Origin of the sequence: Planktothrix paucivesiculata PCC 9631 (genome assembly GCF_900009265.2) — a bacterium.
Lineage (GTDB): Bacteria > Cyanobacteriota > Cyanobacteriia > Cyanobacteriales > Microcoleaceae > Planktothrix > Planktothrix paucivesiculata.
In genome coordinates this window covers 361,051-375,623 of record NZ_LR734982.1, presented here as the reverse complement: position 1 = coordinate 375,623, position 14,573 = coordinate 361,051, and the positions used below count along the sequence as shown (strand labels likewise).

The 14,573-nt window shown below is 39.5% G+C and carries 13 protein-coding genes; 8 read left to right on the top strand and 5 right to left on the bottom strand.

Annotated elements, in window-relative coordinates; all coding sequences use genetic code 11:
• The first annotated feature begins 194 nt into the window (after positions 1–194).
• Positions 195–596 (top strand): response regulator, encoded by a 402-nt coding sequence (locus PL9631_RS01720; RefSeq protein WP_083616406.1) that lies wholly within the window; start codon positions 195–197, stop codon positions 594–596.
• Positions 597–636: 40 nt separating this feature from the next.
• The gene (locus PL9631_RS01715; protein ID WP_083616322.1) at positions 637–1,086 is read left to right on the top strand and encodes a hypothetical protein; all 450 of its coding nucleotides are present in this window, start codon (positions 637–639) and stop codon (positions 1,084–1,086) included.
• 175 nt (positions 1,087–1,261) lie between these two features.
• Here PL9631_RS01715 and PL9631_RS01710 read toward each other — a convergent pair whose 3' ends face one another.
• The 5 genes from PL9631_RS01710 to PL9631_RS01690 form a co-directional block, all read right to left on the bottom strand.
• On the bottom strand, positions 1,262–2,527 hold the full coding sequence (locus PL9631_RS01710) for an IS701 family transposase (RefSeq protein ID WP_083616320.1): 1,266 nt from the start codon (positions 2,525–2,527) through the stop codon (positions 1,262–1,264).
• A gap of 67 nt (positions 2,528–2,594) precedes the next feature.
• Entirely contained in the window at positions 2,595–3,803 is a 1,209-nt protein-coding gene (gene dcm / locus PL9631_RS01705; protein ID WP_083616318.1) for a DNA (cytosine-5-)-methyltransferase, read from the bottom strand.
• A gap of 205 nt (positions 3,804–4,008) precedes the next feature.
• Positions 4,009–4,929: a hypothetical protein gene (locus PL9631_RS01700; RefSeq protein ID WP_083616316.1), complete on the bottom strand. Its 921-nt coding sequence runs from the start codon at positions 4,927–4,929 to the stop codon at positions 4,009–4,011.
• Positions 4,930–5,076: 147 nt separating this feature from the next.
• Positions 5,077–6,222, bottom strand: coding sequence for an FAD-dependent oxidoreductase (locus tag PL9631_RS01695; RefSeq protein ID WP_083616315.1), 1,146 nt, complete (start codon positions 6,220–6,222; stop codon positions 5,077–5,079).
• An 88-nt stretch (positions 6,223–6,310) separates the two neighbouring features.
• Positions 6,311–7,966, bottom strand: a complete 1,656-nt coding sequence (locus PL9631_RS01690; protein WP_083616313.1) for an ABC transporter ATP-binding protein — start codon at positions 7,964–7,966, stop codon at positions 6,311–6,313.
• A gap of 197 nt (positions 7,967–8,163) precedes the next feature.
• Between PL9631_RS01690 and psb32 the strand changes: the two genes are divergently transcribed.
• The 6 genes from psb32 (at position 8,164) to folE (ending at position 14,496) form a co-directional block, all read left to right on the top strand.
• The gene (psb32, locus tag PL9631_RS01685; RefSeq protein ID WP_083616311.1) at positions 8,164–8,886 is read left to right on the top strand and encodes a photosystem II repair protein Psb32; all 723 of its coding nucleotides are present in this window, start codon (positions 8,164–8,166) and stop codon (positions 8,884–8,886) included.
• A gap of 97 nt (positions 8,887–8,983) precedes the next feature.
• Positions 8,984–10,027: a GTPase ObgE gene (gene obgE, locus PL9631_RS01680; RefSeq protein ID WP_083616309.1), complete on the top strand. Its 1,044-nt coding sequence runs from the start codon at positions 8,984–8,986 to the stop codon at positions 10,025–10,027.
• Between the two features lie 227 nt (positions 10,028–10,254).
• The gene (gene accA, locus PL9631_RS01675) at positions 10,255–11,235 is read left to right on the top strand and encodes an acetyl-CoA carboxylase carboxyl transferase subunit alpha (RefSeq protein ID WP_083616307.1); all 981 of its coding nucleotides are present in this window, start codon (positions 10,255–10,257) and stop codon (positions 11,233–11,235) included.
• A gap of 59 nt (positions 11,236–11,294) precedes the next feature.
• A complete protein-coding gene (locus tag PL9631_RS01670; RefSeq protein ID WP_083616305.1) occupies positions 11,295–12,860 on the top strand; it encodes a HAMP domain-containing methyl-accepting chemotaxis protein in 1,566 nt (521 codons plus the stop codon).
• A 160-nt stretch (positions 12,861–13,020) separates the two neighbouring features.
• On the top strand, positions 13,021–13,746 hold the full coding sequence (locus PL9631_RS01665; RefSeq protein WP_083616303.1) for an SDR family oxidoreductase: 726 nt from the start codon (positions 13,021–13,023) through the stop codon (positions 13,744–13,746).
• A gap of 60 nt (positions 13,747–13,806) precedes the next feature.
• Positions 13,807–14,496, top strand: a complete 690-nt coding sequence (folE, locus tag PL9631_RS01660; protein ID WP_083616301.1) for a GTP cyclohydrolase I FolE — start codon at positions 13,807–13,809, stop codon at positions 14,494–14,496.
• The last annotated feature ends 77 nt before the right edge of the window (positions 14,497–14,573 follow it).

Here is a 14,573-nt window from a genome sequence, read left to right as displayed (position 1 = left end):
GTCCTGAAGGATTCACTACGCAATACTGAACTTTTCTATCCTTTTTTATCCTAACTGCCACTACATAGGTTTTATTGAGTCATAGAGAAGGTTTCAGAACTCCTGAACTTATCCCTATCGACAGTTTAACGGATATCGAACACACTTGAACTATGGATAGATGATATAGGGTTTCCCAAAGAGGTAAGACCATGATTAGAACTATTTTAGTTGTTGAAGATAATCTTGTTAACTGGAAAGTCTTTGAACGGATTTTAACCAGACGAGGCGGGTTAATGGCAAAACATACCGAAGATGTGGAAACCGTAATGGAAATGGCAGCCAACAAACAAGCGGATCTGATCTTAATGGATGTGTCTTTAACCAATAGTTATTATGAAGGAAAAGCCGTTGATGGGATTGAAATTACCCAAATGTTAAAAGCGAACCCCGCCACCGCCCAACTTCCAGTTATTTTAGTAACCGCCCATGCGACCACGGGCGATCGCGAAAACTTTTTAGCGCGGAGTGGAGCCGATGGTTATATTCCTAAACCCGTCGTTGATCATAAAGATTTTGTGGCACAAATTAAATCTAAATTACCCGCAGATGAATAAAAAAACCTTGATATCATAAACTTAACCTTGGTCAAAAATTATGAGTCTACCAGAGTGCATTATCCTACAACAAGAAGCTGCTAACCCCGCAACTTCCTGTGAGCGTTTGGTTCAACTTAGTCAAAGAAGTACGGAATTATCCCGACTGGTTGCTAATAATTGTAACGCACCTTCAGAGGTATTAAAAAAATTGGGAATGAGTGCGGATTTAACAACTCGTCATCTGGTCGCCACCAACCAAAATACCCCGAAAGAAACCTTAATCGAGTTACTCAATGAGTTTCCTAAACCTGTTTTGAGTAATCCTCAATTTCGGGTTTTATGTTTGAATTATCCCCAACTCCTCCATCAAATTCCGATTGCGACTCTGCGCCTCTTAGTTCAGTTTAATACAGCCCCAGAAAGTTTTCTGTACTGGGCTGAAAACCATTCTGAACCTGATATTTTAGCGGGGCTTGATTTTTCCACTAATCCTGGACTCTCCAGTTAGAAATAAGATAAGATGGCCTAGCCAGCTTCTGATGATCTTTCAAATTTTTTGTCAAAAACTCGGTCTTTAAATTATAGGGTGTATCCGTGGTGCGATCGCACCAACAAAGAGCTTTAGCAAAACTTCCTTAACAATAAACTCCACCACATTAATACTAATGGGACTTAAACAAAAATCAAGCCCAAATCAAGCCTAAACTTGCTTTGTAGGCTGCAAATACATCCCTATTATGTTGGAGCCACTCCACAAATCGAAAAGAAATCGCTGTGCGAAAGGCTTCAAGGGCATCAACAAATGTGTTTAAGGGTTTGTTCGCCCATCGACGTCTTAACCCTCCAGTTAAACTATGCCAGAGAATAAAAGTATAGGCACAAAATACCAAAATCCAATGTCTGATTAGACTTCTTTTATCTCGGACTTGATATTCTTTTAGCCCTAACCAGCCCTTTGCTTCCCTGTAAAAAACTTCTATCCAATTTCTTTGTGAATAGGTCGTTACTATCCATTCTCCTGTGGCTTTTGAAACCTCAACATTAGTCATTAAATAATCAATATCACTGGCTTGGTCGAAAGTGGCAGCATTCATGACGATGGCTATTACTTTCTTCCCGGCATACTTTGATAATTCAATTTCTTGTGTTGCTACCCACACAGTTTTGGTTTTTTCTACTGGGAGTTGAATTTCACTAAAAGCTCCTTGGGGCAACGATTTAGCTAAATTATCTAATCGAGTTTCCTCGGTTTCATCTTCCCCTTTTTTGAGGATTACCTTTCGATTCTTGGCGACTCCCCCTATATATTTTAATCCTTTTTTCTCTAACTCTTGTAAAAAACTTGTGTTATTTCCATACCCGGCATCTGTTAGCACAATTCCCGGTCGATATCCTCTGTCTAAGCTCCTCTCTATTAATTCTAATGCTATTTCTGGTTTCTTTTTAAATTCGGGGTCGGCTTTTCCTAAGGGTAATGACTCGGCTTTTTGATATAATTCTATATCTAATGGTAAGTTTTTTTTACCATCGTATAGATGGCTCGTTACTGCTACAATTCCATTGTCGGTTTTTCCGATTTCTCCGATGTATTGTCGTCCGACTCCATCGGTAAAATTTCCGCTTTTTCGATGTCCTGAATCATCAATAATTAGAGCAAATCCCCGACTAATCTGGGTTTGCTTACACTGATTCATCACCTCCAGCCGACGCTGATTTAGTTTCATTGCTGACCAAGGAGCTTCGGTTAAAAAGTGGTGTAATCGGTGGTAAGTTACTCCTACGGCGTTATTCGCCATTTGCGACAGGTTTTTTCGCTCACTTTCTCCCAATAATCCCCCTAAATAGTTCCTAAATTCCCGTTTTTGGGCTTGATGGCCGAAAATATCGTCAAATCGACCACACCATCTATCGAAGCAAGGGGGCATCGCTGCCGGGGTTGTCTCTTTCATGGGTTATTCTTTAACGTTATCTGCTTGCTCTATAATCATTATCATCTATTTCCCTCCTTATTTTTGTTTAAGTCCCACTAACAGAATTTCCTAATTGATCATAAGCCTTGTCATCATTATAATGTAGACAAAAATGGTCAGGAAAACCTTGTAAGCGAGCCGCTTCACGGGGAGTAATCCGACGAACACGATGATTATGATAAACACCCAATTTATTCGCATCACTCGCTACTAAGGTCACAGCAATAGATTCAGGATCTAAGAATTTATATACCTCAAAAGAAAAATTGCCACTCACGGGTTTATATTGGTGATTAATAATTTTAAGATATTTTTTATTGACTAATGATTGAAGAAGATCATCTAAATTAGGAGAATTAAAAAATGTAGCTATTTGATCTTTAGTTAAAAGTTTCCCATCTTGTTCATCTCCAAACTCTTTATTTCGTCTTTTCAAAATAAAAAGATTCATTAACTCAATTTCTTGGGTACTACATTCTCCTTTTAAACCCAATTCCCAAGAGTGTATGGAGTTTCCCCCGCGATAATCAATTAATCTTTTTCCATGTAGCCTTTTTAAATCACCTTTTAAATAGTTATTTAAGCGTTCAATAAAAATAGGAGAACAATCATATTTTGGATCGGGATTATCTTCTAAAATTGTTTTAACACAGGAAAATTGATTTTGGTGAAATAGAGAAAGTTGCTGCATATAAGAATGAGAATCCTGTGGCCCTGTATCAGAGATAATATTAAATTTTGGAGATTGTCCTAAGACAGCAATTATGTAAGCTCTTAATCGATTTTGAGGCAAACCAAAATTGCAGCTATTTAATAAAAATATTTGAAAACTATAGCCTCTTTTTTTGATTTCATATTCTATTGTTTGAATGGTTTTACCTTGATCATTAGTCTGAATTCCTCGTACATTCTCTAATATTAAAATTTGAGGTTTATTTGTATCTATTAATCTCATGATTTCAAAAAATAATGTTCCTCTTGTATCTCCAAAGCCTTCTTTTTTACCTGCATAAGAAAATGATTGACAGGGGAATCCCGCTAGTAAAACATCATGTTCTGGTACTTTTTCGATTGTCCTAATATCACCTAAAGCATTGTCCTTAAAGTTGGCTTGATAAACCCATCTGGAATCTTGATTAATTTCGCTACTCAGTAAACATTGAGGTTGGAATCCTAACGAGAAAGCTGCTTTTTCAAAAGCAAGTCTGATTCCCCCTATTCCAGCAAATAAATCAATGAATTTAATCGTTTTCATTCTAATGTTAGGAATTGTCTCTAATAAAGTTGGCTAATAGCTGAATTTCTTCCTTTGAGAAAGCTACAGTACAATCACTAGAACTAAGTAGGTAGTCATAATTATTCGCCCATATAAAAAAGTTCGTTGTTGGGCTTAAGCCCATACCCATGCGCCCTATCGCAACAACAAACCGTCTTCTTATTGTTACTTTATTTATGACTACCTACTTACAAATTGTACTTACTGCATTTTCTCTAATGTTAATATTACCTGCTCCATCTATAACATGACAAATAAAATGACCCGCATTATGCAATAATTTTGCTAAGTCTTTAGCTTCTCTTGCTTTTCGTTCAATTGTACTATTCGTTGTATACTGAAAACTCACCTCAATGCCAAATAATTTATTATTAGGAGTGGAAACAACAATATCAAATGTTGTACCCTCGATTTGTTTGAATGGATTGATTTTACAAGTAGGTAGCTCTTCTTTTAAAACACGGATAACAAAGTCTTCGGCTAGACTACCCAGTTTAGTTGATGTTGCTCCACTAATTTGCCGACTTACTCGAATATAATTTTGTTTCACAAAATTTTGAATTTCGTCTGACTTTCCTAATAAACTACCAATCATAAACTTTTCCGAATCAGGAAGATTAATATTTAAAGCAGTAGCTCCATATAAAATCAACATAACTACATCTTGCATTTTATCATTTAAGGGAAATCCTTTAACTAAAGATTTTCCATCTACCTTTAATGAAGAATTTGTTAAAGGAACTTTTTTAAAAATAACCTTGAATTGATAGGAATATTTTTTTGTTTTCCATATATAATCCATCCGATTATTTTTAAAATACTTAGTGATAGGTGGATACTTGTTTAAAGATTCTCCACCTAAATCACTCAAAACAATTAAATGTTTAAGAAAAAGATTTCCTGGCATATCCAGAGAAAGATCAACAAGTTTTTGCCAAGATTCAGGCTCAGAATTAGCAAGAGTTAGAATACTAATAAATTTATCTTGTGTTTTGAGTAATAGAGGAAGAATACTCGCTTCACCTGCTTTATCTAGTAGTTCTTTTGGCCAGTTTAAAACAGCTTTTTCTCGAAGTTCTACTAAACTACGTTTGTATTTGCTCACTCTAGCGTTTACCTCACTCTATTTTGAACTTATTGTTATATTCTTTTGTATGGATTTAATATATCATAAAATTTATGATAATTTAGCATCATTATTATCATTTAATTTTTAAATTTTTTATTATATAAAATAGTTTGATTTTTAAAATTAAGTCCTAAACTGTCTCATAAACTTTTGATCAATATAATCTTTCCATCGCCAAAATAAAGAATATGGCCCCAGATTAAACCTTCCTTTAGATGCGATCGCTTTTTGATCTCCTGTGCCAATTAAAATTAAAAATTCTTTTTGAGGGATAAAGGGTTTTAGGGGTTTTTCTTGTGAACTTCGTTTTAAATTCTCAAATAAAGGTTGACCTTGGCGCACAGCAAAAACTCCCGCTTTGGGTCGAGGATAATTAACCATTGTAGCGATATCTCCGGCGGCAAAAATTTGAGGATGGGAAATAGATTGTAAGTAATGATTAACGAGAATAAATCCTCTTTGATCCGTTGTGAGTCCTGTTTGTTGAATCCAGGGAGACGCGCTGGCTTGTGTTACCCAAAAAATGCGATCGCATTCTAGGGTTAACCCCGATATACAGCTAATTATTTTAACCTGATTCTGCTCAATTTGATTAACGGTTTGATTTAAGTGTACATGAATATTACGATTTTTTAGAATAGTTTCTACCTTTTGACTTAAACTAGGATGGCGTTCAGATAATAGCCGATTACCGCTATGAATTAGATGCAATTCTAACTGATTTAAAGGTTGATTAAATTGTTGATAAATTTGCGTTAGGTGGCTATGAATATTTAAAGCTAATTCTACCCCTCCGGCACCGCCACCCACAATCGCTAATCTCATTTTTTCTTGCGGATTTTGCTTAATTTCCTGAATTAATTGATCCCAGTATTGCAAAAATTGAGAAATGGGTTTAACAGGAATCGTATATTTGATCGCGCCAGGAATCGTTAAGGGTGTTGGAGTGCTACCAATATCAATAGATAGAATATCAAAGGGAATGGGAGGATTATTATTACAGATAACCTGATTTTTTTCTAAATCTAAACCTATTGCTGAATCAATATAAAGTTTAGCTTGAGCAAATTCAGCTAAGGACGGTAAATCAATATGACATTGATCAAAACTATAAAACCCGGCAATATACCCGGGTAACATTCCTGAATAGGGGGTTTTAACTACATCGGAAATTAAGGTTAATTCAACATTTGATAAGGGATTAATTCCCAATTTTTTTAAGGCGATCGCATGGCTATGTCCTCCACCAATTAAAACCAGTTTTTTCATAACAATTTAGGTGATTAAAAAAGATAGAATAGAGGCGTGAACGCCTCACTACGAAATGATAGAACCCTGAAGGGTTCACTACAAATGATTATTGTATTGTTTTTGCCAGGGAAGGAATAGCGGATAATAGGGTTTGGGTGTAGGGATGTTGGGGATTAGTAAATATGGATTCTGTTTCTCCTAATTCAACAATTTTACCGCCGTTCATTACCGCAATCCGATCGCATAAAAACCGAGCCACCCATAAATCGTGGGTAATAAACAAATAGGTTAAATTAAATTCTGCTTTTAGTTCTAACATTAAATCTAAAACTTGGGCTTGAATACTCGCATCTAACATACTTACGGGTTCATCACAAATCAATAATTGAGGACGAGTCATTAATGCTCTCGCGATCGCTACCCGTTGTTGTTGTCCCCCCGATAATTCCCCCCCATACCGTTGATAATATTCCGTAGCTGGTGTTAATCCCACCCTTTCTAACATGGCTAAAACTTGGGTTTTTGCCTCCTCTGGAGTTGCTAATTTATGAATAAAAAGCGGATCAGCAATACTTTCTCCCACTGTCATCATCGGATTCAAACAAGCATTGGGATCTTGAAATACCATCTGCATTTGACGGCGATATTTTCGGACTTGTTCGGAGGATAATTTAGTTAAATCTGTGCCCAAAAATTCTACACTTCCATGGGTCGCCCGAATGAGTTGTAAAATTGTTCGGGAGAGGGTACTTTTTCCACAACCGGATTCTCCCACTAAACCCAATATTTCCCCAGGATATAACTCTAAATTAATCCCATCCACCGCCTTAATCACCGATTTCTTTTGTTTAGAAAAAAGTTGTTGAATAAATCCGGGTTCTAGGGTATAATATTGTTGTAAATCTTTAATTGATAATAAGGGTTTAGTCGCAGATATAGTCGTTTCCCAGCCAGGATTAGCCACTTTATTTTCAATATCCTGTAAATGTAAAGCTGACTTTAACAAAGATTGAGTATAGGGATGTTGGGGATTTTGAAACACCGTTTCCGATGCTCCCATTTCCACCATTTTTCCTTGGTACATCACCGCAATTCGATCGCAATATTCCCCCACCATGGCTAAATCATGGGAAATTAATAAAATAGCCGTTCCCCGTTGTTCACAAAGTCGAGTTAATTCCTGTAAAATTTGAGCCGAAACCGTCACATCTAAACTGGTGGTGGGTTCATCGGCTACAATTAATTTCGGGTCAAGTAATAAAGCTAAAGCGATCGCAACTCTTTGACGCATTCCCCCACTAAATTCATGGGGATATTGTGACCAACGGTTAGCGGGAATTTTTACCGATTCTAATACTTCTAATGCTTTATTTTTAGCTTGGGAATTGGATAATTGAGGGCGATGGGCTTTGAGAGTTTCTAAACAATGATTACCAATGGTCATCAACGGGTCAAGGCGAGTCATGGGGTCTTGAAAAACCAGCGCCACCGCCTCCCCGCGAAACTTTTGCAACCGTTTTTCATCCATCCCAAATACCGGTTGTCCTTCAAACCGCACCTGTCCTTCAATTTCGCTGGTGGTGGGTAACAACCGCATCACCGCCCGGCCAATGGTGGATTTTCCGCAACCGGACTCCCCCACCAGTCCCAGACGTTCTCCCGGTTGTAGGGAAAAGCAGACATCATCAACCGCCCAAATTTGAGAAGATCGGGAGTGGGGATAGGCGACCCTCAGATGTTCAACATCAAACAGACTTGACATAAGGTGATAGGGGAGAGATCAGTTCTAAGTTCATTGTTCATGGTTGCGGTGGCATTGACAATAGGTTAGGGATCTGGGTTTTGGCAAATAGGATTTTTCACCCGTCTTCATCGTCAACCGCTCAACCGTCAACTTACCCCCATGATCTTGTATAGTTAATATCACCCAAGACTGTACTTATATCATCACTTTTGACCATGATACAACAGCTTAAAAGAATATTAAATCGGGGAAACTTATTACCAGGATTAGTAATTTCCTTGATTTTAACATTAATCCTAGGATTTTCAGCAACTCCTGCTTTAGCCACGGGAGTTTATCAAGTTCCTACCGTATCCTCCGGTGATCAAACCTGGGTTGTGGAGCTTGATGGTGTTCTTAGCCGCAGTACGCAAGGACGTTTAAGTAATAGTTTATCTGAGTTAGCTAAAAAAACCGGATATGAAGTTCGGTTTTTAACTATTCGCCGTTTAGATTATGGAGAAACCATTGAAACTTTTACTGAAAAAGTCTTTCAAAAATGGTTTCCGACCCCTGAAGTTGCAGCCAATCAAACCCTATTAGTTTTGGATTTACTAACTAATAATGCCGCGATCCAAACAGGAGAAAAAACCAAATCCTTATTAACCGATGAAATAGCTGAAAGTGTGGTTGAAAAAACCCTAAAATATCCCCTTCGGAAAGGAGATAAATATAATGAGGCGTTTATTGCAGCAGACGATCGCATCTCTACTGTTTTATCGGGAGAACCCGATCCCGGCCCGCCCATAGAACAAGATAATATTAGTGTGGAAAGCACCTTTAAATCGGCCGAAGAAACCGACGATACCAGTGCTACAATTATAGTAGCGGTCTTGTTAATCGTGGCAACGGTAGTTCCGATGGCAACTTATTATTATTTCCAGGCAAATCGGAGCTAAAAATCCATATTTTTAGCAATGGTTCAGATCCCTATAACCCCCTGAAAAAAGGGGGCATGGGATGTTCCCAGATCCTACTCATTTCAAATCAAATAAAATGCAATTTATTGATCAGGTTGAAGTTGAAGTCGAAGCCGGAAAAGGAGGCGATGGAGTCGTTGCTTTTCGACGGGAAAAATATGTTCCCGCCGGAGGGCCAGCCGGAGGCAATGGCGGGAAAGGAGGTTCGGTTATATTAGTTGCGGTTGAAAACCTCCAAACCCTCTTAGATTTTCGCTATAACCACAAATTTAAAGCCGATGATGGCAAGCGAGGCGGCCCGAAAAACATGACCGGGGCACATGGAGAAGATTGTTTTATTCAAGTGCCATTGGGAACAGTAGTTTATGATGCTAATACCGATGAAATATTAGGGGATTTAGTAGAAAAAAATCAACAGTTTTGTGTTGCAGCCGGAGGTAAAGGCGGTTTAGGAAATAAATTTTTTTTAAGTAACCGAAATCGCGCTCCTGAATATGCTTTACCCGGATTAGAAGGAGAAAACCGACGGTTAAGATTAGAATTAAAATTATTAGCAGAAGTCGGAATTATTGGTTTACCTAATGCTGGAAAATCCACGTTAATTTCCGCCTTATCCGCAGCCCGTCCTAAAATTGCCGATTATCCCTTTACCACCTTAATTCCTAACTTGGGAGTGGTCAGAAAACCCACGGGAGACGGGACGGTTTTTGCTGATATTCCGGGGTTAATTGAAGGCGCCCATTTAGGGGCGGGGCTAGGTCACGAATTCCTGCGACATATTGAACGAACTCGGGTTTTATTACATTTAATTGATATTACCGATAGTGACCCGATTGGCAATTATCATACTATTCAAGAGGAATTAAAAGCTTATGGGAGAGGATTAGGAGAACGTCCTCAAATTGTGGCTTTTAATAAAGTCGATGCGGTCGATACTGAAAGTTCAGAAATTCAAGCCCTCGCCTCTCAATTGCAAGAGTTAAATCCCAGCCCTATTTTTATGATTTCCGCCGTGGCTGGAATCGGTTTAGATGCTTTATTACAGGAAGTTTGGAAACAATTAGATCAACTAGCTTTAAGGGATAAAAAGGAGTTAGAAGTTGGAATCCTAATCCCCTAATCCCTATCTAGTTGATCAGAGTAAAGATATATAGCAATTCGTGATATGGGTAAAATACAGCAACCTCGGCACGGATTTCTATATATGCTCAATTTAAGTATTTGACTGATAAAACTCATAAAAAAAACATGGGAGGCCATAAACGAGAGTATATTTAGACCTGAGAGTGTCAATTTCCGATAAAATACTAAAAATAATATTCATCCTGTGTAACAGTAATTTTGAGTGTGGCTAATTCTAATCGAAAACCGATTCTCCTGGACTTTGAAAAGCCTCTAGTTGAGCTAGAAAGCCGAATTGACCAAATTCGTCAGTTAGCGAATGAAAATGGTGTGGATGTCTCCGATGAAATCCTACAACTCGAAGCCCGCGCCAGCCAACTGCGACAAGAAATTTTTAGTGGTTTATCCCCCTTACAACGGCTACAACTGGCCCGCCATCCCCGTCGGCCGAGTACCCTAGATTATGTACAAGCGATGACCGATGAATGGATGGAACTCCATGGTGATCGCCGAGGCTATGACGATCCAGCATTAGTGGGCGGTGTAGCCCGTTTGGGGGGACAACCCGTAGTTATCCTCGGTCATCAGAAAGGACGGGATACTAAAGATAATGTGGCTCGAAATTTCGGTATGGCCGCCCCTGGAGGCTATCGGAAAGCGATGCGACTGATGGAACACGCTAACCGTTTTGGGATGCCGATCATAACCTTTATTGATACTCCGGGGGCGTGGGCGGGAGTGGACGCCGAAAAATTAGGCCAAGGAGAAGCGATCGCCTATAACCTGCGAGAAATGTTTGATTTAGAGGTTCCGATTATCTGTACGGTGATTGGGGAGGGCGGTTCCGGTGGAGCATTAGGCATTGGTGTCGGTGAAAAACTGCTAATGTTAGAACATTCGGTTTATACCGTAGCTACCCCCGAAGCCTGTGCCGCCATTTTGTGGAAAGATTCAGGTCAAGCCCCCCAAGCCGCCCAAGCCTTGAAAATCACCTCCAAAGATCTTAAACAATTAGGCATTATTGATGAAGTCGTACCCGAACCCGAGGGAGGAGCCCACAGCAACCCTTTGAAAGCCGCAGAACTGCTGAAAAAAGCCTTACTTCAATCTTTAGAAGAACTTTTGGCTTTAACCTCTAGTCAGCGTCAAACCATGCGCTATCAGAAATTTAGAAATATTGGAGTATTTGCTGAAGCCAAGGTTTAAATCAACAATAATACCAGGGAATAAAAGGCAGCATTTAACGAACCCAAACATTTGAAAATATGACTAATAAAATTCCTTTAGAAGTTAAAATTAGTGGTTCGTTTTTTGCCCTGGTATTTGCTATTGTTCTTCTCGGTTTCTATGGAGTTTCCCGTCTGAATAGGCAGATTGAAACCCTGGGTTATACTGTAATTCCCAGTATTAGGGGTTTAAATAAAATCAATGAAGGACAAACCCAAATCCAATCCGCAGAACGGTTATTAATCAATCCTTTATTAACAGAACAAGAACGAGAACAAGAATTAAACCGCATTGAAAAGGCGTGGTCACAAATTAAGCAGGGATTTGAAGAATACGAAAAAACCGAACAAACCGAAGCCGAAAAAAACAGCTATGCACAGTTTTTAATTGATTGGAAGCAATGGATTCAGTCCCACGAAGATTATTTAGCGTTAGAAGCCAAATATAATCAATTAGGCATAACTAACCCTTGGAACAGTTTACTGCTTTTAAAAGATCAAAAAAACGTTGATCGCGCTGAACTCGACAAAGTAGAAGCAGCTTTAAAATTAAGGCTAGAACTAGATAAAATTGATCATGAAAATGGTAGAAGATATTACCTAGCAGAGCAATCTCTTTTACAAGTTTTAGAAATAAATAATAAATTGGGTGAATTAACTAAACAAGAAGCTATTAATGATGTTAAAACCATTGGTTTTTTGATGATAGTAGCGATTATTGTTTGTCCTACCCTGGCTTTGATATTAGGAAAAGTTTTAAGTCGAGGGATTATTACGATTCTAAATAGTATTAATCAGATCGCTAATTCTTCTAGTCAAATTGCCACCACTATCGAAGAACAAGAACGAATTACTGCTCAACAGGCGGCGGCGGTGAATGAAACTACAACGACTATTGATGAATTAGGGTCGTCTTCTCGCCAGTCGGCGGAAAAGGCAAAACTCGCGGCTAATAATGCTATTGAAGTGGCTGATATTTCTGAAGAAAATAAAAAACTGGTTCAAAAAACTTTAGTCGGAATTTCTGCCTTGCAATCTACAGTAGAACAAATTTCTAATAAGATGACGGGTTTAGATGAGCAAATGAATCAAATTAGTATAATTACTAACTTAGTTACTGATTTAGCTAATCAAACCAATATGTTAGCGTTGAATGCTTCTGTTGAAGCGGTGAGAGCCGGAGAATATGGGAAAGGATTTGCCGTCGTCGCCGGAGAAATTCGCAAATTAGCTGACCAAAGTAAAAATTCTGCGACTCAAATTAATCATTTAATTACCGAAACTCAAAAATCTCTGCAAACAACGGTTTCTGTGACCGCATCGGGCAAACAAAACGCCGTCGAGGGGATTGAATTATCGAAACAAACCGCTACGGCCCTGGAAAGGTTGTTTAATGGAATTAATCATGTCATGATGATTAATCAGGAAATTGCCTTAACTTCTCAACAACAAGCAACAGCAGTGGAACAACTCGTCACCGCCATGAACCAGATCAACCAAGGGACTCAACAAAGCGTCTTAGGAATTAGGGAAACCCGTGGTAGCGTTCAAGAAATCAACCAAGTTGCCGTTAATCTCCAAAACCTGGCGGGAAAAAAAAGTTGAGTTCCTTGAAGTTGGGAAGGATTCACCGAGAATCCTAAATCCTTAATGCCTTTGATGATATACTGACAAGAGTAACAAATCTTTACACATTTCTCAGGTTCAGCAGTTGATCGATTTGTCACATCAGTTTTAGTCCCCTTGGAGACAACTTAACAGGTACATGACTTCTCCCATGCAGAAAAGAGCCTTGATCACAGGAGCTAGTAGCGGAATTGGTCGGGCAACAGCCCTGGCCTTTGCAAAAGCCGGGATTGACGTTGCATTAGTCAGTCGCCAAAAGGATCGCTTAGAGGCCGTAGCCGCAGAAGCCCGAAATTTGGGAGTGGAGGCGAAAGCTTTTCCCCTTGACTTGGCGAAGGTTGAACAAGTCCATGCACAAATCGATACTATTGTGGCTGCTTTTGGCCCGGTGAACATCCTCGTGAACAACGCCGGGATGGGATACACCGGACACTTAATCGAAACCTCCCTAGCCGATTGGCAAAAGGTCATCGACTTAAATCTCACCAGCGTATTCCAGTGTATCAAAGGAGTTTTGCCTGGGATGCGAGATCAAGGAAGTGGAACCATTATTAATATTGTCTCCATTGCGGGTCTACAGGCTTTTCCCAATTGGGGGGCCTACTGCGTCAGCAAATTTGGTTTGATGGCTCTTTCCAAAACCCTGAATATGGAGGAACGGGCCAATGGAATTCGGGCGACAGCCCTCTGTCCTGGTTCTGTGAATACTCCTATTTGGGATAGCGAAACCGTTAACGCTGACTTTGATCGCTCTGCCATGCTGACACCGGAGATTGTAGCCGAGTCAATTCTCTATGTCGCATTATTACCAAGCGTTGCGGTTATTGAAGAATTAACCCTAATGCCCAGTGTCGGCACGTTTTGAATCGTTCTAAGTATCGATTTTAAAACCGTTCAAATCTATTGTTTCTAAACCTTTTTTCTGATGACTATTTCACCAAACACCAGTGGCGTCAAAAATGAAGACCTGACTGGGTTTTCAATTCGACCTGATCGCACCTTATCCTATAGTCAAAGCACCCTCTCCCAACCCTCGATAGAGGTGAGTGATGAAGAAATGATGGGGGCGGTTCGCACCATGCTTTTAGGGGTGGGTGAAGATCCCGAACGCGAAGGGTTACTCAAAACCCCCAAACGGGTAGCTGAAGCCATGCGCTTTCTCACCAGTGGCTATAATCAATCCCTGGAAGAATTGGTGAATGGAGCGATTTTTGACGAAGGCCATGAAGAAATGGTGCTTGTGCGCGATATTACTTTTTTCAGTATGTGCGAACACCATATGTTACCCTTCATGGGTCGGGCGCACGTTGCCTATATTCCTAATCAAAAAGTGATTGGATTAAGCAAACTGGCTCGAATTGTGGAAATGTACAGCCGTCGTTTACAAGTTCAAGAACGTCTAACTCGCCAAATAGCTGAAGCGGTTAAAACAGTCCTGGAACCCCAAGGGGTGGCCGTTGTCATGGAAGCTACCCATATGTGTATGGCAATGCGAGGGGTGCAAAAACCCGGGTCTTGGACAGTCACCAGCGCCATGGTCGGTGTATTCCAAGACGAACAGAAAACCCGTGAAGAATTCTTGAATTTGATTCGTCACCAACCCGCATTTTTCTAACGAACTAGGGATATTAATCCTGAATTAAGAATGTAGGATTGAGGATTAAGAGATATTTAACTTATGCTGGAAAAAGC

Excerpts from the sequence above, each read along its gene's own strand:
- folE (WP_083616301.1), top strand. The coding sequence starts at position 13,807 with ATGACTATTTCACCAAACACCAGTGGCGTCAAAAATGAAGACCTGACT.
- obgE (WP_083616309.1), top strand. The coding sequence starts at position 8,984 with ATGCAATTTATTGATCAGGTTGAAGTTGAAGTCGAAGCCGGAAAAGGA.
- PL9631_RS01710 (WP_083616320.1), bottom strand. The coding sequence starts at position 2,527 with ATGAAAGAGACAACCCCGGCAGCGATGCCCCCTTGCTTCGATAGATGG.
- PL9631_RS01665 (WP_083616303.1), top strand. The coding sequence starts at position 13,021 with ATGACTTCTCCCATGCAGAAAAGAGCCTTGATCACAGGAGCTAGTAGC.
- PL9631_RS01690 (WP_083616313.1), bottom strand. The coding sequence starts at position 7,966 with ATGTCAAGTCTGTTTGATGTTGAACATCTGAGGGTCGCCTATCCCCAC.
- psb32 (WP_083616311.1), top strand. The coding sequence starts at position 8,164 with ATGATACAACAGCTTAAAAGAATATTAAATCGGGGAAACTTATTACCA.
- PL9631_RS01715 (WP_083616322.1), top strand. The coding sequence starts at position 637 with ATGAGTCTACCAGAGTGCATTATCCTACAACAAGAAGCTGCTAACCCC.
- PL9631_RS01695 (WP_083616315.1), bottom strand. The coding sequence starts at position 6,222 with ATGAAAAAACTGGTTTTAATTGGTGGAGGACATAGCCATGCGATCGCC.
- PL9631_RS01670 (WP_083616305.1), top strand. The coding sequence starts at position 11,295 with ATGACTAATAAAATTCCTTTAGAAGTTAAAATTAGTGGTTCGTTTTTT.
- dcm (WP_083616318.1), bottom strand. The coding sequence starts at position 3,803 with ATGAAAACGATTAAATTCATTGATTTATTTGCTGGAATAGGGGGAATC.